The organism is Myxacorys almedinensis A (assembly GCF_010091945.1).
GTDB classification, from domain to species: domain Bacteria; phylum Cyanobacteriota; class Cyanobacteriia; order Leptolyngbyales; family Leptolyngbyaceae; genus Myxacorys; species Myxacorys almedinensis.
In genome coordinates this window covers 205,670-226,008 of the sequence record NZ_WVIE01000005.1, presented here as the reverse complement: position 1 = coordinate 226,008, position 20,339 = coordinate 205,670, and the positions used below count along the sequence as shown (strand labels likewise).

At 50.9% G+C, this 20,339-nt stretch carries 13 protein-coding genes; 10 read left to right on the top strand and 3 right to left on the bottom strand.

Annotation, left to right across the window (positions count from 1 at the left end):
- Nucleotides 1-198: hypothetical protein (locus tag GS601_RS06405; RefSeq protein ID WP_162422426.1), on the top strand; the 198-nt coding region annotated here is incomplete at its 5' end.
- A 595-nt stretch (nt 199-793) separates the two neighbouring features.
- Nucleotides 794-2,671: a TonB-dependent receptor plug domain-containing protein gene (locus GS601_RS06400; protein WP_238393110.1), complete on the top strand. Its 1,878-nt coding sequence runs from the start codon at nt 794-796 to the stop codon at nt 2,669-2,671.
- 74 nt (nt 2,672-2,745) lie between these two features.
- Here GS601_RS06400 and GS601_RS06395 read toward each other — a convergent pair whose 3' ends face one another.
- Nucleotides 2,746-2,985 carry a TIGR02450 family Trp-rich protein gene (locus tag GS601_RS06395; protein WP_162422425.1) on the bottom strand — a complete coding sequence of 80 codons (240 nt, stop codon included), beginning with the start codon at nt 2,983-2,985 and terminating at the stop codon, nt 2,746-2,748.
- 164 nt (nt 2,986-3,149) lie between these two features.
- Here GS601_RS06395 and GS601_RS06390 point away from each other — a divergent pair, with 164 nt between their 5' ends.
- Nucleotides 3,150-3,914 (top strand): pentapeptide repeat-containing protein, encoded by a 765-nt coding sequence (locus GS601_RS06390; protein WP_162422424.1) that lies wholly within the window; start codon nt 3,150-3,152, stop codon nt 3,912-3,914.
- A gap of 195 nt (nt 3,915-4,109) precedes the next feature.
- On the opposite strand, the gene GS601_RS06385 is transcribed toward GS601_RS06390, so the two are convergent.
- Both GS601_RS06385 and rsmD read right to left on the bottom strand, forming a co-directional pair.
- Nucleotides 4,110-4,421, bottom strand: a complete 312-nt coding sequence (locus tag GS601_RS06385) for a hypothetical protein (RefSeq protein WP_162422423.1) — start codon at nt 4,419-4,421, stop codon at nt 4,110-4,112.
- Between the two features lie 82 nt (nt 4,422-4,503).
- On the bottom strand, nt 4,504-5,049 hold the full coding sequence (gene rsmD / locus GS601_RS06380) for a 16S rRNA (guanine(966)-N(2))-methyltransferase RsmD (protein ID WP_162422422.1): 546 nt from the start codon (nt 5,047-5,049) through the stop codon (nt 4,504-4,506).
- 331 nt (nt 5,050-5,380) lie between these two features.
- Here rsmD and GS601_RS06375 point away from each other — a divergent pair, with 331 nt between their 5' ends.
- The 7 genes from GS601_RS06375 (at nt 5,381) to GS601_RS06345 (ending at nt 20,289) form a co-directional block, all read left to right on the top strand.
- The gene (locus tag GS601_RS06375; RefSeq protein ID WP_162422421.1) at nt 5,381-5,839 is read left to right on the top strand and encodes an NUDIX hydrolase; all 459 of its coding nucleotides are present in this window, start codon (nt 5,381-5,383) and stop codon (nt 5,837-5,839) included.
- An 18-nt stretch (nt 5,840-5,857) separates the two neighbouring features.
- On the top strand, nt 5,858-8,362 hold the full coding sequence (recG, locus tag GS601_RS06370; protein WP_162422420.1) for an ATP-dependent DNA helicase RecG: 2,505 nt from the start codon (nt 5,858-5,860) through the stop codon (nt 8,360-8,362).
- A gap of 444 nt (nt 8,363-8,806) precedes the next feature.
- Nucleotides 8,807-11,320, top strand: a complete 2,514-nt coding sequence (locus tag GS601_RS06365; RefSeq protein WP_162422419.1) for a beta strand repeat-containing protein — start codon at nt 8,807-8,809, stop codon at nt 11,318-11,320.
- A gap of 132 nt (nt 11,321-11,452) precedes the next feature.
- Nucleotides 11,453-12,016: a DUF11 domain-containing protein gene (locus GS601_RS06360; protein ID WP_162422418.1), complete on the top strand. Its 564-nt coding sequence runs from the start codon at nt 11,453-11,455 to the stop codon at nt 12,014-12,016.
- Between the two features lie 115 nt (nt 12,017-12,131).
- Nucleotides 12,132-13,580, top strand: coding sequence for a DUF11 domain-containing protein (locus tag GS601_RS06355; RefSeq protein WP_162422417.1), 1,449 nt, complete (start codon nt 12,132-12,134; stop codon nt 13,578-13,580).
- Entirely contained in the window at nt 13,577-17,068 is a 3,492-nt protein-coding gene (locus tag GS601_RS06350; protein ID WP_162422416.1) for a TonB-dependent receptor, read from the top strand. The genes GS601_RS06355 and GS601_RS06350 overlap by 4 nt, the downstream gene beginning before the upstream one ends.
- The gene (locus GS601_RS06345) at nt 17,065-20,289 is read left to right on the top strand and encodes an isopeptide-forming domain-containing fimbrial protein (RefSeq protein WP_162422415.1); all 3,225 of its coding nucleotides are present in this window, start codon (nt 17,065-17,067) and stop codon (nt 20,287-20,289) included. Before GS601_RS06350 ends, GS601_RS06345 begins: the two co-directional genes overlap by 4 nt.
- Nucleotides 20,290-20,339: the final 50 nt, after the last annotated feature.

Genomic DNA, 20,339 nt, shown 5'->3' with positions numbered 1-20,339 from the left:
ACGGCTGTTGCTGCTAATCGAGCTAACCCAGATTTACAAGCGATCCAGTCTGATGGGAGTGGGCACCATTACTGGGTTGATAAACAAGCAGGATTCACCCCAGAGGATCAGACTGCGTTGATTCAGTTCCTGCTCTCGATCGATGACGATCCGGCAGTGCTTCCCGATTCAGTCTCTGCAATTGCTCAAGAGCAGTAAGGGCAAAGTAAGATTTAAACCTTGGATTGGGACAATAGTTGAGGGCTGAGACAGAGATTAAACTCAGCCCTTAACTATTGACCGGAGGGTTGGTATAAGACAGGCTGTCGTTTGACAACCGCCTTTTTTTGCGTAAATCATGGGATAGCTACCACTAAGATTCCTCGAAATTAAATGTGGTATGCGATCGCAAATGAAGTGAGTTGCTGTGCTGCAAAAAAAACTTTTTGACCGGAAGCCCTTATTTATAAGCCTCGCGCTCTCGCATTCTGGAGCACTACTTGTTGGGATTCTCTCTCCTGCCCAAGCACTTGAAGCCGATGATACCTCTATTAAAGCGAGTCCTTTGAGTGAAACTGTTTACGCTCCTCTAGACTCAGCAAAACAAAATTCTCGAACAATTGGTAATAAAATTCAGATTTTTAAACCTAACAATTCTCTACTTGCTAACGCTAGTGTTGCTCCTAATTCATCAGCAGTATTGAGAATTCGTGATGTTGAACCTTTAAGCACAGACGCTACACTATTGAGATTTCAATCTGAGCAGAATCATTTTTGGAGACGATTTAGTGAAACTTTAAATAAGTCTACCCTTTTGGCACAGGCACCTTTTTCTCAACCAGATTCAGACGAAGAAGAGGTTGTCATTGAAGGCAAACGCCAAAAGCCCACCACTAGCCCAGTCTACACGATCGACTCGAATGAGATTTTCAAGCAGGGTGCAGACAGTGCCGCAGAAATTTTGCGCGGTTTGCCAGGGTTTGCCATCAACGACGTGGGCTATGGGGCAGACATCCATACCGGAACTTACTACCGTGGTGCATCGATCAATCAATCGGTGTTTTTGCTCAATGGCAGACCAATCGGCACCAACATCAGCACCTACCATGGCGGCACAGATCTCAACAGCATTTCTACCAGCGCGATCGAGCAGGTAGAACTCTCTAGCGGCACAAGTGCAACGTTGTATGGCTCGGAAGCTGTAGGAGGTGTGGTCAACATTATTACCAAAAAAGGCGGCGGCACTCCAACCCTCAATGGACTTGCACAATTTGGTTCGTTCGACACATCAACCTATCGCGGCAATTTTACCGGATCGGCTGGGGCGCTAAGCTATGCCCTGAGCTATGAGCGATTTCAAGCCGAAAATGACTATCGAGTGCCCGTCGGTGCAGCAAACCGGGGAGCAGATGGGCGGCTGTTTAATGGCGATGTGAAACGTGATAGTTATTATGGCAATCTCAGCTTAGATCTAAATCCGCGCAACACTCTCAGCTTGGATGTTTCAACGCTGACTAGCCGGAGAGGATTGCTATATTTTGGGTTTCCCCTCCAGCGCGATCGCTTAAATCACGATCAGGTGAATGCAGGCTTATCCTGGAGAGCAATGTTAGGCAACAGGGATGACTCGACCCTAACCACAACCCTATCCTTTAACCAAGATTACTTTACGACAGAAGGCCCGGCTCAGGGCACGTTCTCCCGCACGGGAAGGCTTGATTCTCGCGCTTTGAATGCCCGAATTGAACATAATTGGCAAACCAGTCGGGCAAACAATCTGCGATGGGGTGTAGATATGCAGGCTGCATCTCTAGCCGGAGAAACCTTAAGCAGCGTCCCTCGATTCATACAATTTAATGGAGAAGTTGATCGCGATCGCTTCCAAACTGCTCTATTCGCGCTTAACACTCTACAACTGAGCAACACCCTCCAAGCCGAAGTTGGGCTACGACAAAATTTCACCAGCGACTTTGGCAGTTACCTCAACCCAAGTGTTGGCGCACGGTGGGCAGTCTCTCCGACCTTAGCTGTGCGCGGCAGTTGGGTTTCGGTGCATCGCAATCCAGGACTTGATCAACTCTATATTTACGATACAGTGCACAACTGGTTGCCCAACCCCGACCTCACTTCTGAAACAGGATCGTCTTGGAGTGCCGGACTAGATATTCAATTTGCGCCACGCTTGCTCGGTCAATTTACTTACTTTGGCAGCCGATTGAACGATCGTTTGGGCATTATCGCTGGGCGTTGGGAAAATGTCGGATTGGTCAACACGAATGGGTTAGAAGCAGCAGTGCGCTGGCAGATCGCGCCGCAATGGTCAACCTTCGTCAACTATACCTACACCGATGCCAAGATTGGAAGCGGCACCGAGAAGGGATTGCAGCTAAGTTTCGTCCCTTACTCGGTCGCCCGGTTGGGCATTGGCTATCGCTCGAATGGGTGGGAAGTGAATCTGTACACGAGCTATTTTAGCGGTGCGCGTCGTGCGTTTTTCTTGAACCCAGGAGATAGCAATCGCGAATTTTCTTCAGGGTGGCTCAATCTCGACTTGGGACTCCGCATTCCGGTTTCAAAACAGTTGGGCGTTACGGTGTTTCTCGAAAATCTTGCAGATCGCAGTTACGAAAAATCGAATCGTATCTATCAGCCCGGTTTAACCTATCGCATCGGTCTACAGTCAACGTTCTGAGGTTTGAAGCGTCAAGCTTTTGAAGGGACAACTTCCTAAAGGAGTGCTGAACGCGGTGCCCCCGCACCAACCCGTCACCCATTCCGACGTTCTTCTAGCGATCGCCAACCCGCCTGCCATTGCTCCCGATTGTTCAGCAATTTTGCATTCATCCAAAATCGAACGGTTGGATCGCACGCGGCAATCATTTCGGCAAACACCCACTGACCCTCATTCTTGCGATTTACGACCTGAAAGTGCCGCCACCCCCACATCTTCTCCTGTGCCGTCCACTTAGAGCCGACCAGGTGAGGAAACTTCTGTTTTTTAGGCATACAACTTAGGTTTACCATCCGTATATCTACGATCGTGCCACAAATTCTGCATCACAACTTCTAAACCAAAGTACTATGAGGTGTTTTAGAGTACTTCTACGGGAAGTCTAGAGTGTGTTTTGATACCTAAAACCTGCTCGCTCAATCTCCTCATTCCTAAACCCATGAAATTACGTTTATTATCCATTGTTCTTCTAACTAGCATTTGCCTGCCTGCCCATGCCGAGAATGTAGAGCATACTCAGAAATTGCTGTCTACCAAGCAGTGTCAAAATTGCGACTTGTCTAGGGCAGGATTGGTATTTGCTCAACTAAGTGGTGCAAACCTCAGCCAAGCCAACCTTGTAGGCGCAAACCTCAGCCAAGCCAACCTTGTAGGCGCAAACCTCACCGGTACCAATCTCACCGGTGCGACCCTCCATGGGGCCAACTTAAGCGGCGCAATATTGACAGGAGCCAACTTAAGCGGTGTAGATCTACGAAATGCCTATTTGGTAGACGCCGACCTCACCGGCACGCGCTTAGACAATGCTTTACTGCAAGGGGCGATCGGGCTATCTTCTAACACTGGAAACGCGCTTGACTTCTATCGTTGGGGCGTTGAGGCGGGTAGTAAAAAACAATATGAGCGGGCGATCGAACACTTCAACCAAGCCCTAGCCCGACAACCCGATTTTGCACCTGCTCAACTTGCTCGCGGCATGGCTCGGCTGGAACTGGGCGATCAGTCTGGTGCAATTCAAGACCTAGAGCAAGCCTCAACACTGTTTACTCGCCAAGGTGACACGGCAACCGCACAATCGACCCAAGAGGTAGTGACAGCCCTCAAAACGCCGCCTAAAGAGCCTAAAAACAGAGGCGGCAATGGTTTAGGAACCGCCCTGTTAAGCACTTTTGGTAGCTTAGTCAAAATGTTTCTCCTTCCCTAAAAAACGTTCGGCAACGACCCAGAGACATGATGCCTCCCTGTTTCGGAGTTCGATGGTGTTTACTGCTGATACTTTTCCTAGCAAGTTGAGCAATGTTAGTCAGCAATGTTAGCCAGCAATATTGGGTGAGCAACGTTGTAACCTAGCGCTATAATCTAGTGCCATTGCTGAATCTGACACTTCTCTTGATCGGGGTTATTTGATCGGAATAAACGGAAACACTGTCTTAATAAATTTTCGGAGTTTGATGAGGTTGATCGTTTGCTGCACGCTTGGAGAAACTTGTGTTCTTGGATCAGTTGGGTGAACAGGAGTTTGCAACTGGGCTTGCAGCTTTGCATATTCGGCAGCCGTCAACGGTTTGCCATCTAGCGGCGATCGCGCCTCTAAAATAATTTCAGTCCGCAAAATCTCTTCTGGCAGATCGTCAGCATTGGGAAGCGCAACCGCAGGCAAACAGACCGACAGGGATGAAAAAAGAGCAAGAGTGAGGAGAGGTCGAGCCATTGAACGTTCTACTCTACAAATTTGTTCTACTTTGTTCTAGTTGTTCTACTTTAAGCACCGATGATGCATTTATTCTAAAATTTTACACTTTGTGCTGTCGGTAAAACCTGAGTGTTGTCTTGCCATACTGTTTTTGCCGAATCATTTCTAACCCTCCTACCTCAAACTCTGAATGGCTCGAACCCTGCTCGATCGCAAGTTCACCATCAGGTGCTAGTAGACCAAATTGCGCGATCGCACTCAACACAGGTTCATATAATTTACTGGCATAAGGCGGATCAAAATAGATCCGATCAAAGGTTTGACCTGATAGCGAAACCAGCCGTTTGACCACATCTCCCCGCAGCACTTGAAAGGCTTGATCGGGTTTGGCTATCTGCCGCCAATTTTGCTCAACAATGGCACACGCTCGACTCGACTGCTCAATTCCTACCGCGATCGCAGCCCCTCGACACAGCGCCTCTGCCCCCATTGAGCCGCTTCCAGCACACAGATCTAGCCACCGACACCCCTCAATCGTGCCTTGCCAAATATTAAATAGCGCTTCCCTAACCCGTGCCAGCGTGGGGCGCGTCTCTTGACCAGGAAGCGTGTGTAGCAACCGATTGCCATAGATTCTGACACTCATAGTTCTAGATGACTCATAGTTCTAGATTAATTGTTCCAGATTAAAGGAGAGATACAAGTTTGTCGCGCTTTGTTTGAAGCCTACATTCAATTTAAAGGGGCACGCAGGAAATACAATAAAACCACAGGGGCAGCACTTTGCGAAGCATTTCGCTAATTTTGAGTTCCTGCATTAATGGGAACAGAGCGAGATTTTGGACAAGTTTAGGTCTCAACGATAGCTTGGAAGTGTACACCTAAGCTCCTGTGTTTTCTTCGATTGTTATGAGTAATCTACAAGAGATTGAAAGTGCGTGAAATTCAAGACTTAGCCGATTGGTGTTAAACACGTTATGAATCGAATTCAAGTTGCGATCGCGATTCTCTACCGCAATGACCAATTTTTGATGCAGTTGCGCGACAACATCCCAACCATTGTTTATGCTGGATTCTGGGGTTTGTTTGGTGGGCACATTGAGCCAGGCGAAACCTCTGAACTAGCCGTAGAACGAGAATTGCTCGAAGAGATTGGCTACCAAATTCCTAGCATTGCAAAATTTGGAGTGTATGAAGACGAAAAAGTAGTGCGCCATGTGTTTCATGCCCCGCTTACGGTTGAGGTAAGCGAGTTGGTGCTGATGGAAGGGTGGGATCTCGGATTGCTGACCGTGGATGATATTGTCAGAGGCGATCGCTATTCTAAAAATGCTGACCAAGTTCGATCCTTAGGCGCAACGCATCAACAGATTTTGCTAGACTTCATCAAGTCGAGCCACCATCCAAGCAGGTCTCAACCTACAATCAGTACATAGTGCCTCCCTGGTTGACGTATGGATCTGGTGCGGTTGCAAAAAGCGCTCTCGGTAGAGGCGGAACATGGATTTAATAACCTGGAGGGGAACCAGCACCGCTTCAGCGAATTTTTGTGCTTGATGCTGGGGCAACCTCCGGCGGTAACCGAGGAAGACAATCGACTTCGCCTCGCGCCAAAAGAGCGCGCCAAATGCCAAGAGATTGCAGATCAGTTTGCTAGCTATGGTGATCTCACCTTTTCCCAACGACAGCACTTAGTCGCCGAAACGCGGCGGTTTCTCCATCAGCTTAAAAAAGTAACCGAGGCTGAATTGGCTGCCTCAACGCCCCTCTCGGCTTCCAGCACTGAAGGCAACCGTTCGTCGGCTGTTTACGAGAAAACGCCCTCCACTACCCCGATCGCGTCTGCCTCTAGCACTCCGGTTGCCCTCGATCAGGCGATTACGTATCTACCGGGAATTGGTCCTAAAAGCGCTGCAAAATTGGCAAAATTGGGCTTATTTTGCGTGCGAGACGTGCTGTACTACTACCCACGAGATTATGTTGATTATGCGCGTCAGGTGAATATTCGTGATCTTGAGGCAGGGGAAACAGTCACTATCATTGGCACGATCAAAAGCTGCAACTGCTTTACCAGTCCTCGCAACCCAAAACTCACTATTTTAGAACTCACCATTCGCGATGCGAGCGGTCAGATGAAACTGAGTCGCTTTTACATGGGCAGCCGTTTTGCGAGCCGTGGGTGGCAAGAACAACAGAAAAGAATGTATCCGGCGGGAGCCGCGATCGCGGCTTCGGGTTTGGTCAAACAAAGCAAATTTGGCGTAACGCTCGACGATCCTGATCTGGAAGTGTTGGATCATTCGGCAGATGCAATCGAGTCGTTGACGGTGGGGCGGGTGGTGCCGATCTATCCCTTGACAGAAGGGGTTACGGCTGATTTAGTCCGGCGGGCAGTGATTGCCTCGTTGCCCGCAGCCGTGCATTTACAGGAGGCATTGCCTAAAGGATTGCTCAAAGAGTATGGGCTGGTCGGCGTGCAAGCTGCGATCGCAAGTATCCATTTTCCCGAAAACAGCGATGCCCTTGATACCGCCCGCCGCCGCTTGGTATTTGATGAATTTTTCTATCTCCAGTTGGGCATGCTCAAACGGCGACAAACCCAACAGCAAACCCAAGCCAGCGCTGCCCTAGCACCCACCGGGCGGCTGATTGATCAGTTCTACCAACTGCTGCCCTTTACCCTCACCTCTGCCCAAACCAGAGTGGTCAACGACATCCTCAACGACCTTCAGAAAACCGTGCCCATGAATCGGCTCGTGCAGGGGGATGTGGGGTCTGGTAAAACGGTCGTGGCTGTGATCTCGATTTTGGCAGCAATTCAATCTGGCTTTCAGGCAGCATTTATGGCTCCCACCGAGGTTTTAGCCGAGCAGCATTATCGCAAGCTGGTGACCTGGTGCAATCAACTGCATGTACCCGTCGAATTATTGACAGGATCGACGAAAACTGCCAAGCGTCGAGACATTCATGCTCAACTTGAAACTGGGCAATTGCCGCTTTTGGTGGGAACCCATGCGTTGATCCAAGATACGGTCAATTTCGCTCGCTTGGGATTGGTGGTGATTGACGAACAGCATCGATTTGGTGTTCATCAACGCGCAAAACTTCAGCAAAAAGGTGAACATCCTCACGTGCTCACTATGACTGCAACACCAATTCCCCGAACATTGGCGCTGACCTTGCATGGCGATTTGGATGTCAGCCAAATTGATGAACTGCCCCCCGGACGAAAACCCATTCAAACGACAGCGTTAACGGGGCGCGATCGCCAGCAGGCTTATGATTTGATGCGCCGTGAAATTGCCCAAGGACGGCAGGTCTACATCGTGCTGCCTTTGGTGGAAGAGTCCGAAAAGTTGGATCTCAAATCTGCGATCGACGAGCACCAAACTCTCCAAGCCGTTTTTCCCGATTTCACCATCGGCTTACTCCACGGTCGCCTCAGTTCTGCCGAAAAAGATGAAGCAATCACTGCGTTTCGAGAGGGCAAGACGCAAATTTTGGTCTCGACGACGGTCGTTGAGGTTGGCGTAGATGTGCCAAATGCAACGGTGATGCTGATCGAACATGCAGAGCGGTTTGGCTTGTCTCAACTCCATCAGTTGCGGGGTCGAGTGGGGCGGGGCGGGGCGCAGTCGTTTTGTTTGCTGATGAGCAGTTCTAAAAGTGAAACCTCGCAGCAGCGCTTGAAAGTGCTAGAGCAGTCGCAAGACGGCTTCTTCATTTCTGAAATGGATATGCGATTTCGAGGACCTGGCGAAGTGTTGGGTACTCGTCAGTCAGGACTGCCAGATTTTGCCTTGGCAAGTTTGGTCGATGATCAAGCCGTTTTAGAACTGGCACGAGGGGCAGCAGAAAAAGCCATCGAAAAAGATCCGACCCTCGATCGGTGGGCAGCAATGAAAGCTGAATTGGAGTATCGCTATCAACGGTTGATGGGCGGCGCGATTTTGACCTAGCGATCGCAGCTTGCTTAGAGCCGAGCGCGATCGCACCGGGAAAGGAAGAAGAAAATAGCCTGATTTGCTCCAGTAATGACTTTTAAACACAGGAAATTTACTGACTAAAATCATAAAGCACTAAGTTATCCGTGGTTCCGCTGAGATTGAAAGAGCCGCTTTTCAGGAAAATTGCTGAAAAGTAGATAAACGCTTTACTTTCATGTATTTATTTACACGGGTATAGGGCAAGCTAAATTTACCTCTGAGCACGGAGATATAAATTTTTATGCTTTGTCATCCCTCTTTAGTTAGATACTCAACATTCTGATTTCCTGCTGCACCGAGCCTTTAGCGCCCGTCAGTATTTGCGTCTCAAATTGAAATCTCAAGACCAGAGCAATCTATCTTGCTGTGCTTTGGCGTCAGCTTTGCTTCCGATCGTTATTACTCCAAGTTACTCGTATGAAATCTTGTCCATATCCACGCTGGCGGTATCTCTTAGCGGCTATTGCGATCGGTAGTTTCTTTCCCATCATTGCTCCCGCTTTGGCAGATGGCACAACCGCCGGAACCGCCATCAGAAACACTGCAACAGGCACCTTTTCGGACGGAACCACAACCTACAACACCACTTCCAATGAAGTCACGATCGTAGTTTCAGAGGTTGCCGGAATCACCGTGACGGCTCAGCCGCCAAGCGTGGCTTCTCCTAACGCAGGAGATACCCTCTTTGTTGATTACGTCATCACCAACACCGGCAACGATCCGACGCAGTTTGTTATTCCAGGAGTTGCCACCCTGTCTAATACCACTGCCTTTAGCCAAAACGGTCAACTCCAAATCGTTGCGGTAGATGGCACTACTCTCGGTGCTCCGGTGAATGTTCCAGCAGGGGGAGACACCACCGGAAACTTGCTCCCCAACGGTTCTATCGCTGCTAATCCAGGCACAGGCACGATTGGAACGATTACTGTCCGTGTTCCCATTCAAGTGTTGCCATCTGCGACATCGGGGCAAACCTTGACAGTCTCTTTGGGTAACACCAACCCAGTCAACGGGCAGAACACAGACCGAGCCGGCAACGACAATCCAAACGATATTTACACGCAAGATAACGCTGACGGCACTACGGGCGAAACGAATGGCGCTCCGATCAATGGCGTGCGAGAAGCCATGGCAACTAGTACAACAATTACGGTTGGGGCAAGGCTGCAAGCATTTGCGGCTGTTCTAAAAGCAGTAGGCAGCTACACAAACAACAGCACGCCTAGCGTTCTAACGGATGATGTTCTGACCTATCGGCTGTCGCTGCGGGTCGAAAATCCTACCACTCCTCCGGCTGGGCTAGTTGTATCTGACTTGTATGGCACGCAACTAGACGTTGACAACAGCACCGCTACAGCTTATGTTCTGGTTTCTGATGCAATTCCTGATGGCTTGCAACTTAGCTCAACGGCTCCTACCCCGGCACCGGGCGGCTGGGTAACGGTCTACACCCAAGATGCCCTAGCGACCACAACGGCCCTAAACGCGAAGTGGGTAACCACCCGACCAACGACAGGAGGAGCCATCACGCGGGTTGGCTTTATCTACAACACAACCGTTACTCCGCTTTCTAAAGGGGCGGTAGGCGTCGGAACCACAATTTCTGGGTTTGCCTTCGATCTGACCCCAACCGGAACCTTCACGGGCGGGCAGGTTGCGAACATTGCTCAGGTGTTTGGTCAATCTCAACCGGGTACGGTAACGCCTGGAACCGCAACCCAGATTGTGTATGACGAATCGGGTGACCAAACCACAAACAACGGGTTAGAGGGCACAAATCCTGATCCCACTTCTGGCGGCGTTCCGGCGGCAAATGGTGGCATTAGTGATGGAGTAGCAGATCCTGGGGCAGATGGCACTGATCCGGGGACTGGAACCGATCCCTCTAACACGGGTAACACCAACCAAGGTACGGATGGCGGTGGGAATGGCACCAAACCAGCCGGGGGTGAAGTAACGCTCTATACGATCGCGGCGACTCCTCTCAATGGTCCGAATGGGCAACCCGGTGCAGTGGGGCCCACCGATACGAACGATGACTATACCAACAAATCGATCGTGGTTCCGGCGGGTTTATCGCCCAGCACTCCCCTAACTGATGCTCAAACAACCCCAGTTACCTTTGAGAATACGGCTCAAAATACGAGTGCAAGCCCCCAAGCGATCGCGCTTTTGCCCACTCCTCCAACAACAGCAACTGACCTCCCAGACCAAACCAGGGTGACAATCACCGATCCGGCAACAGGCAACACCGCCACCTATACATACACATCAGCAGGTGGGTTTGTGTTTGATACGGGGACAGGAACCAGCGCGACTGACCCTGTAGAGTTAACGGTTGCGGCGGGTGGCACGGCTAACTACACCGTCATCGTCGATCTGCCTGGGGCAGAGCAACTGAGGGGTTTCCCAGTTCCCATTACGGCATTTGTCGATACCAATAACGATGGTAGCCCAGCCAATGAGCCGAGCAATATCACCATCGATCGGGTATACACCAACTACGTGAGTTTGGTGAAAGAAGCGCGAATGCTAGAAGCGAATGGAACGCCTGTTGCGGGCGGTGCAGGTACCTTTACAACCGATCAAACGGCTCTTAGCGCCGCTGCGATTCCGGGTCGCATCATTGAGTACCGGATTACGTATACCAACATCTCAACTAGTGGTGGAACCAATAGCGTCACCTTGCCTGCAAACAACTTGGTGATTACTGAGAATGGCACAGCAGGAACAAATACATGGTTTGCGTCAACGCTTGATCCGGTGTTTGCCGTGAGTGGTGGCAATGGTTCTGCCGTTGATCCGGGCGGAACGATTACGGTGACCTCTAGTGGTGCCCCGGCAGATATCCAAATCTATGTAGATACAGTGACCTCTGTTGCGCCGGGTTCGGCGGGCGGTACGTTCACATTCCAGCGACAGATCAGGTAGAGACATTGCCCTCATCCCCAAACTTTCCCGAATGTTGATCGAACTCTGGTTCGTTTCTCTAGAGAGAGCTAAGTGAGGGCAGTGTATCAGCATTCATCTCTTTGAGTTAGTGCATTCACACGAGGATTGATCATGAAAAAATATTGGTTAGTAGGGGCGAGTGCTGCGATCGCACTTTCCGCCCTTCCGATAAATGGCTCCCCGGCAATCGCCCAGATTTTCAACACAGGGTCTGCGATCGCCCAAACTGTTTTGCAACAGCCAAACGTCATTCTAAATTTGGTGGCAGATCAGCAAACTGTCAAAACAGATCCGCAGGGTAAAACCGTCGTCGCTTGGCAGCCCGTAGATGGCAAAGTGCAAGCAAAACCAGGTGACATTTTCCGGTTTACAGTGACGAGCAAAAACGAGGGCAAGCGCGAGGCAAAAAACGTTGCCATTACTCAACCTGTGCCTCAAGGAACGGTCTATCAGTTAAACTCTGCCACCATTTCGCAAGGCATCGCGGCGACCTACAGCATTGACCAAGGTAAGACCTTTGTGGCGCGTCCGGTGGTGAAGGTGACGTTACCCAACGGCACCATCGAAGAGCGCCCTGCCCCCGCCGAGGCGTATACCAATGTTCGTTGGACGCTGAGCCAATCTCTCAAACCAGATGCCAGCGCGATCGCAGCCTATCAAGTCAAAGTTCGATAAGTTGCCTGCGATTTGGGGAGGCTAAAATTGCCTCCCCAAAAGATTTAACTCAGAGCATCTACACCCGTGGGTTTTTACCCCTTCGCTCCGCAGTCTTCTACCCGATTTGGCTCCCATGGTTCATCGTAAACGATGTCGTTTTTTAACAGCGTTGCTTTTTCTCAGCATCGCCTTTCAGCCGCTAGCTGTCAAAGCTGCTAGCACGATTCTCAACACAGCGTCCTATTCGTTTGAGAATGCAGAAAAACAAACGTTTACAGGATTTACAAATCAACTTGAGCAGAAATTAGACGATCCGTTTGGGCAGATTCGGGGCTGCGGCGGAGAACTCTTGCCAGATTATGCAGGGTTTAGCGTCGGTGTTTATGAAGCGAATATTAACGATACGCCTACGAGTCTGGTTCCACTCACGCGGACAGGAGTCGGTACGGGTTTTACAGGAGCACCGCCGAACCTGCAAAATAGCAATCCTTTCTTTTTGGCAAACGACGCGCCAAAGGGAGCGTACAACTTTTTTCTCAATCGCACCAACGGGCAAATTGAAGTCGGTAAACGTTACATCCTGATTGTCAGTCCGCCATCAAATTTAAAACGCTATAGCCAACGCCAAATTCGGATTGTGATTACCGCAAGAGATAACGTTGCAAACACAGTTTCGTACACAGCAACAGCATTAGACGGAAGAGGCATTAGCTTAGATGGCGATCCCGCTTCTTTTTCAACGACTGTAACTGTTAGCAACGCAGAACGCACAGGTCTAGTGTTGTCGGCTCTGAGTTTGCTCGACCGACCGATTTGCGTCGGTGCATCTCAGCCTATTCAGATCATTAAAACGGCTGATCGCGCCGCCGCTGAACCCGGCGATACAGTCATTTATCGCCTCTCTGTGCGAAACCTCAACACAGTTGCCAGCACTCAAAGCGAGATTGTCGATCAGTTGCCGTTGGGCTTTTCGTTCTTACCTAAAAGCGTTCGCGGAGAATTGGCGGGCAATCGTGTTCCCATCACGACTAACCAAAGTGGCTCAACTGTGACATTTAAGTTTGATGGAGCCATTCCTCCAGATGGCGTATTAAACGTTGCTTATGCCGTTCAACTGAGTCCTGATTCGGTGAGAGGCTCAGGAGAAAATCTTGCTAGTGTTAGCGTTCGCCGTGCTGATACAAATGCTGTTCTTAGAGATGGACCTTCTAAATATCGCCTTCGCATTCGTCCTGGCATTATATCAGATTGTGGAACGCTGATTGGACAAGTGTTTGAAGACAAAAATTTTGATGGCGAACAGCAGCCTGGAGAACCAGGAATTGCCAACGCCGTTATTTTACTAGACGACGGAACCCGCATCACCACAGATCCCAACGGCATCTTTTCGGTCGCAAACGTGCTTGCAGGCAGCCGGACGGGCGTCCTCGATCTCAGCAGTGTTCCGGGCTACACCTTTGCCCCTAACCGATATATCAAAGAACGAAATAGCCAATCTCGCTTAGTGCGGCTCGAACCGAGTGGACTAGCCCGAATGAATTTTGCGGTTACACCCGCCGCGCCTGAGGCAAGCAAACCATGAGTCAGAAAGATTACTCCTCGTTTACTGTTTGCCTATTAGGGATGCTGATTGCTGAAATCATGGGCTTGATGGCTGTCCTTCCCTCGCCCAAGACCCTTGCCGCTACCCCCATAGCGTCGGCAACTCAGCCCGTGGTGCAAGCTCCGATCGCTCAGCGCGCCCCAACAGTGGAAGCAAGCCCTGAAGCGTCGTCTCTCACGATCGTGTCTCCGGCTCCCAATGCGATCGCAGATATTCCATCCACTACCGTTATCGTCAAATATGCCCTCGATCATCAGCTTGAACTACGGATCAATGGAACCTTGGTGAATGCATCGCTGATTGGGCGTACCGAAACCGACGCGCAAACCAAACACATCACCCAAACCTGGTATGGGGTAACGCTAAAAGATGGCGAAAATGTCATCACAGCACAAACTTTAGCCAATGGTAAAGTTGAGAAAACGTCTTCAGTCGTAGTGCAAGTTCGAGGAACGGCAGCGCAGTTAACCCTGCGTACTGTAGAAACGCGAGTTCCGGCAGATGGGCGCTCAACCATCACCCTTGTGGGGCAACTCCTCGACGCGATCGGAAACCGCTCAAACCGCGACGCGATCATGACTCTCAACTCTACAGCAGGCGAATTTATCGAGCCAGACGCCAACCCAGAACAACCCGGCTACCAGGTCAAAGCGATTCGGGGAGAATTTCAGACCACCTTGCGATCAGGAATTCAAGCCCAGACCGTACGAATTCAGGCAACAACAGACCGTTTGGAAGCGTTTACGCAAGTTCAGTTTGAAACCGATTTGCGTTCGTCGATCGTCACTGGCTCGATTGATTTGCGCTTTGGCAAACGCGGCACAGATTTTTACCGCAGTTTTCAAGACTTTCTGCCGCCCGATGGCAAAAATAACTATCGTTTAGAAGGGCGTGGGGCAGTGTTTGCTACGGGTAAGGTGAGAGACTGGCTCGTAACCGGAGCCTACAACAGCGATCGCGCCCTCAACCAAACCTGCGACGGCACCGCGTATCTCTTTCGCGATCAGCAGTTTTGCGATCAGACGTATCCGGTGTATGGCGACAGTTCTAGAGTAGACGTGCTGACCCCCTCGATCGACAGCGTTTTTCTGAAGGTAGAGCGCACATCGCCGACCACCAATGGCATTGACTATTTGATGTGGGGCGACTACAACACCGAGGAATTTGCAGCGCGATCGCAGCAGTTTACCGCTACCTCGCGCCAACTTCACGGCTTTAAATCGAATTACAACATCGCCAATCTGCAACTCAGCGCCTTCTACGGCAACAACGTACAGGGATTTCAGCGAGATACGATCGCCCCCGATGGCACGAGCGGGGTTTACTTTCTCTCACGGCGGCTGATCATTGGCGGCAGTGAGACGGTGTTTCTAGAAACTGAAGAGCTAAATCGTCCGGGGACGGTGCTGGGGCGCACATCCCTGAATCGTGGAGTAGATTATGAGATCGACTACGATCGCGGCACGCTGCTGTTTCGGCAGCCGATTTTGCGAACCGATGTTAGTCCCCTCGGAGAGGTGCTTGTCCGGCGGATTGTAACGACCTACCAGTACGAAGATCAGCAGGGCGACAAGAGTGATATCTTCGCAGGTCGTGCGGTGTATCACTTCTCGAAAACCCCAGGACAGGAACGCTGGATCGGTGCCACCTACTTGCGCGAAAGCCAAGGCATCCGAGAGTTTGAACTGTATGGCTCTGATGCGTTGATTTCGTTTAGCAATGGCAGCATCATTGCTGAATATGCTCGCTCTAGCAATCGCTCTGATGTGCTTGGTTTGGTTAGTGGTTCTGCTTACCGCCTTGAAGCTAACGCTCAGATTGCGGCAGGGATTCAAGCGCGGGGCTACTACCGGAGCACCGATACCGGATTTGCCAACGATGCGACTGTGAGTTTTGTGCCGGGGCAAACTCGCTATGGAGCAGAGGTGACGGGGGCTGTGTCTGCAACAACAAAGCTGCGGGCACAGTATGATCACGAAGATAACATCGGCATTGCCCCTCGCCGCATCGATACGTTTCAAGATTTGTTTGCTCCCCGAACAGAGGCGATTCCCGGTACGCAGGTTGATAATTCTCTAACGACGATCGCGTTAGGGGTTCAACAGCGTTTTGGGAATGCGGCTCTCAATGTTGATGTGCTGCACCGCGATCGCACCGATCGACTCTCTCCCGACTCAAGCGGCTCCTCGGATCAACTGCGATCGCGGCTCTCGTTACCGCTCACAAGCACTCTCACCTTTCTGGCGCAAAACGAAACGACGCTTTCTGCTAAAACGGATGCAGTCTACAGCGATCGCACCGGGTTAGGACTCAGTTGGGCAGTCATGCCCGGAATGAGCCTTGACCTAACTCAGCAGTTCTACACTCGTGGGCACTATGCTGGGCAATCGATCACCAATTTAGGATTTAACAGCGAATATAAATTTGGGTCAGATACAACGCTGCACGCTCGGTATGGCATCATTGGCGGAGCCAATAGCTGGACAACCCAAGGGGCAATCGGGGTCAATCAAGGAGTCACAATCACTCCCGGACTGCGAATGGATCTGGCGTATGAACGCATTTTCGGCGACTTTTTGGGCAGCACTGGTGCCGGAACTCGGTTTGCTCAGCCCTTTGCCGTGGGGCAGAGTGCGTCTGCGTTGGGTTTACAAAGCGGCGATAATTACAGCGCTGGGATCGAATATACGGGAAGCAAAGAGTTTCAGGCAAGCGCACGCTACGAACATCGTAATTCTTCAGGCGGCGACAATACAGTAATTTCGGCAGCCGCAACCGGAAAGATATCACCTGCGTTAACGGCATTAATTCGTTATCAACAAGCCAATGCTGCCAACCAAACGCTGATTGGACTAGATGATACAAAAAATCTCAAACTTGGGTTGGCTTACCGTGATCCGAACGACGACAAATTTAATGCGCTGCTTCGCTTTGAGTATCGCAAAAATCCGTCTACGATTCCTGATACGGTGTTGTTTGGCACAGGCACAGGCACGGAAGATCGCACGATCGCCCTAGAAGGAATTTATGCCCCAACCTGGCGCTGGGAGTTTTATGGAAAATATGCGCTGCGCCACAGCACAAGTTATTTAGCCAACGATCTGGTGGGAACGGGCAATGTCTCTCTGGCGCAACTCCGGGCAACCTACCGCTTTGGCTATAGCTGGGATTTGGTAGGTGAAGTGCGACGGATTTCTCAATCGAGCGCGGGCTACAGTGAAACCGGATTGTTGCTAGAGGCGGGCTATTATCTCACTCCAAATCTGCGGTTGGCGGCGGGTTATAGCTTTGGTCGGGTGAGCGACAGAGACTTTGACGGCTCACGATCGGCAGGCGGATTTTATGCGGGGTTAACCATCAAGCTCAATGAACTGTTTAATGGCTTTGGGCTACAAAAAGCTGCGCCACCTCAACAACAAGCATCTACAGTGAAACCGACCACGGCATCTATGCCAGAAAAGCAATGACGATGAAGCAAGCTAAAAAAGCCCCCACCCCATCACCTCTGTCTCGGAACCTGCTAGCAGGCGCGATCGCACTGTGCGGGTTAGGCATCTGGCAACAAAGCGCGATCGCAGAAGGCAGCCGAGAATTGGTTAAAAACGGTGGCAATCGCCCCTACACCGAATGGAGAACCAACTCGACCGCAGGCTTGGTACGGCGAACGGTGCTAAAAGTTTATGCCAACGCTGGAGAGGTGATCAACCTCGGATCAAGTGGCGTCGATGTAGGGTCGGGCAATATTCTACTGTTTGATGAGATAGACAATGTTAATACATCCACCCCAAAGCTCAACTGCAAAACGGCTCAACCCGGAAAAGGGATCTTAAACACAAGAGCCAAAGAGATTGCAGGACCGTTGCCCGTCACGGGCGGCTATGACCCTTGTGTATACACAGCGCCTACAAGTGGGGTATATCAGGTTGTGTTCTACGGTCCTGCTGGCGCATCTAGTACTGCTAATGCAAGCATAGGCAATGCTGACTCCGTTATCGACACTCCGTTGATCGGCACCAATCAACGATCGTCCGTTTCCCTATGGGACATTACTGTGCGAAGTAATGCGGCATCTACAGTTGATTTGAATGGTCGAGTCTTTGCAGACTATGTTGCTCTATTCATGGGGGCAAACAATCGTTTCCTCAAATCAGAGCTTTTTATCCTCACGCAAGATGGCTACCGCTACAGCACCAATCTCGGCGTAGGAACCGGACTTGACCCCAATGGGTTTATCTTCTTCTCCAGTTCTCAAGGGTTGCTTGATTCAACAGGCAATCTTTTATATAGATCAGGGAGGGGAACGAGCAATGCAATGCCTGTCCCTTTGATCGGCGGCGTTAGCATTCAGCCGCCGGTGCATCGGCTGTTTTTTAATTCGCCTGACAATACGGCGGTGATTGGGCTGGGGGTGCCGACTACTGCGATCGCTCCTGCTCCTGCCAGCAATTTTCTGTTCACTGGCGGCACCGGGGGAAGCGGAAATCAAACTCCTGAAAGCGTTGGCGGAACCTTTAGTTTTGATGCGCCTCAGAGCGGAAGTTATCAGATCATCATTGATACGAATAACAACGGTACGTACAGCGTTGCAGATGGCGATCGAGTATTGGAAGGCAAAACCAACTCAGGCTTTAACACGGTTGCGTGGGATGGCACCAATGGAGATGGAAGCGTGCTGCCTCCCCGCCCAGGTAATGCAGCCTATGCCGCCAGAATTATTCTCAAAGGTGGAGAATACCATTTTCCTCTCATAGATGCAGAATCAGGCAAAGATGGATTTAGAATTCAAATGTTAAATCCGCCCGGTGCCTTTTCAACAGGTGCAACTGCAACAACAGTCTATTTTGATGAGCGAGATTACACAACAAACGGAACACCAGTGACCCTGGGCTGCTCTAGCCCCACCGTTCCGATTTGCGATGGGCGAGCAGGAGTTGATAGCGCCAGTGGTGCTCACAAATTTGGAACAAATACAAACAACGAGAATGACTATGGCGATCAAAAAGTACTGGATACGTGGATCTATTTTCCTAGCTCCACCGTCATCGCTCCCTTAGTCATTACCTCAACAACCACAGCAAATGTTCAGGGTAAGAAATCAGTTCGATTTTTAACCGATACTGATAGTAACAACCAAGTTACAGTGGGCGATCAGGTTGAATATACCATCACCTATTCTAATCTCACTCCTGCTGCCACTAGCGATGCCACTAGTTTTGTAATTAACGATGCGCTACCGTCTCAGTTAACGTTTGCAAGTGCTGCTATTGTCTCTCAAACAACAGGAAACACAATTACACTTAATCCTAGCTATGCGGGGTCGGGCGCGCTGACAAACCCAGGCACGCTTCGCCAAGGCGACACCATCACCCTCAAAATTGTTGCGACGATCAACGCGGACAATGGTGGAAGCGCGATCGCAAACCAAGCAAGTGCAACGTTTAGCACTCCCGATAATCCGGGTGCAACGGTTGGGACAGTGGTTACCGATGCCGATGCGGCTGGAGCCACTACCAACCCGCCCCCCGTCGGTTCTCCTTTCTTCCAACTAGTAGACGATGGAGTTAACTCCGGGAATGATCCGACCAACACTGCGGATGACGATCCTACCCTGATTACCGTAGTACCGCCACCACCACCTAGTTCTCTCACAGCAGACAAATCTGTTGCTCTGGTAGACGATCGCGATAACTCTGGTGGCACAACTCCCCTCGCCAGCCAAACCGCAACACCGGGCGATATTTTGGAATATACGATCGCACTCAACAACACCAGCACCGCGATCGCGGCTAACAATGTTGTTCTAACCGATGCCATTCCTGCCAATACGACCTACGTTCCTGGCACCCTGCAAATCTCTGCCGGAGCCAATAGCGGCACCAAAACCGACGCCTCAGGAGACGACCAAGCCGAGATATCTGGCTCTCAAATTACCTTCCGGCTGGGAACAGGAGCAAATGCCACCGCAGGCGGCACCTTGGGAACAACTGCCCCGGATAACAGCGCGACGGTTAAGTTTCGAGTTCAAATCAATGATCCCCTGCCCAATGGCATCACAACCGTATCCAACCAAGCGATCGCATCGAGCACCGGCGTGACCAACGTCAACAGCAACGACCCCAGCACCCCAGCACCTGCCGACCCGACTGTGACTAAGATTTCTCCTCGGCTGCGCTTGGTCAAACGCATCACAGGCATCCGCAAAGCGGGTAGCCCTACAACAACGGCGGTTGGCGGCTACAACGATTTGGCGACCGACCCCAACGACAACGCACCCGGATGGTTTGGCGGCAGCAATTCATACCTGCTAGGCGCAATCACAGGCGCCCAAATTCCGACCCCAACCCCTGGCATCCCCACCCCCAACGACGAAGTAGAGTATACGATTTACTTCCTGTCAGATGGTGCCGGAACCGCCCAAGATGCAGCTATCTGCGATTTTGTGCCTGTTAATCAACGGTATGTTTCGGGGTCGATGCAGTTGAATTTTAATGGAGCCACAAGCGCGATCGCAGATGGAGTGGGCACAGGTCCTGGGAGCGGTTTCTACACGGCAAGTTTCCCAACATCATGTCAAGGCACAAACAATAGCAACGGTGCAGCCTATTTTCAGATCGGCAATGTGCCCTCGGTGAATGAGACGCCTACTAGTTCCTACGGATTTATTCGATTCCGCGCCACGATCGATTAGGTTGATGGGTGGATGGGGCTTAAGCCAGGGAGAACGGCTGTAAACGGCGC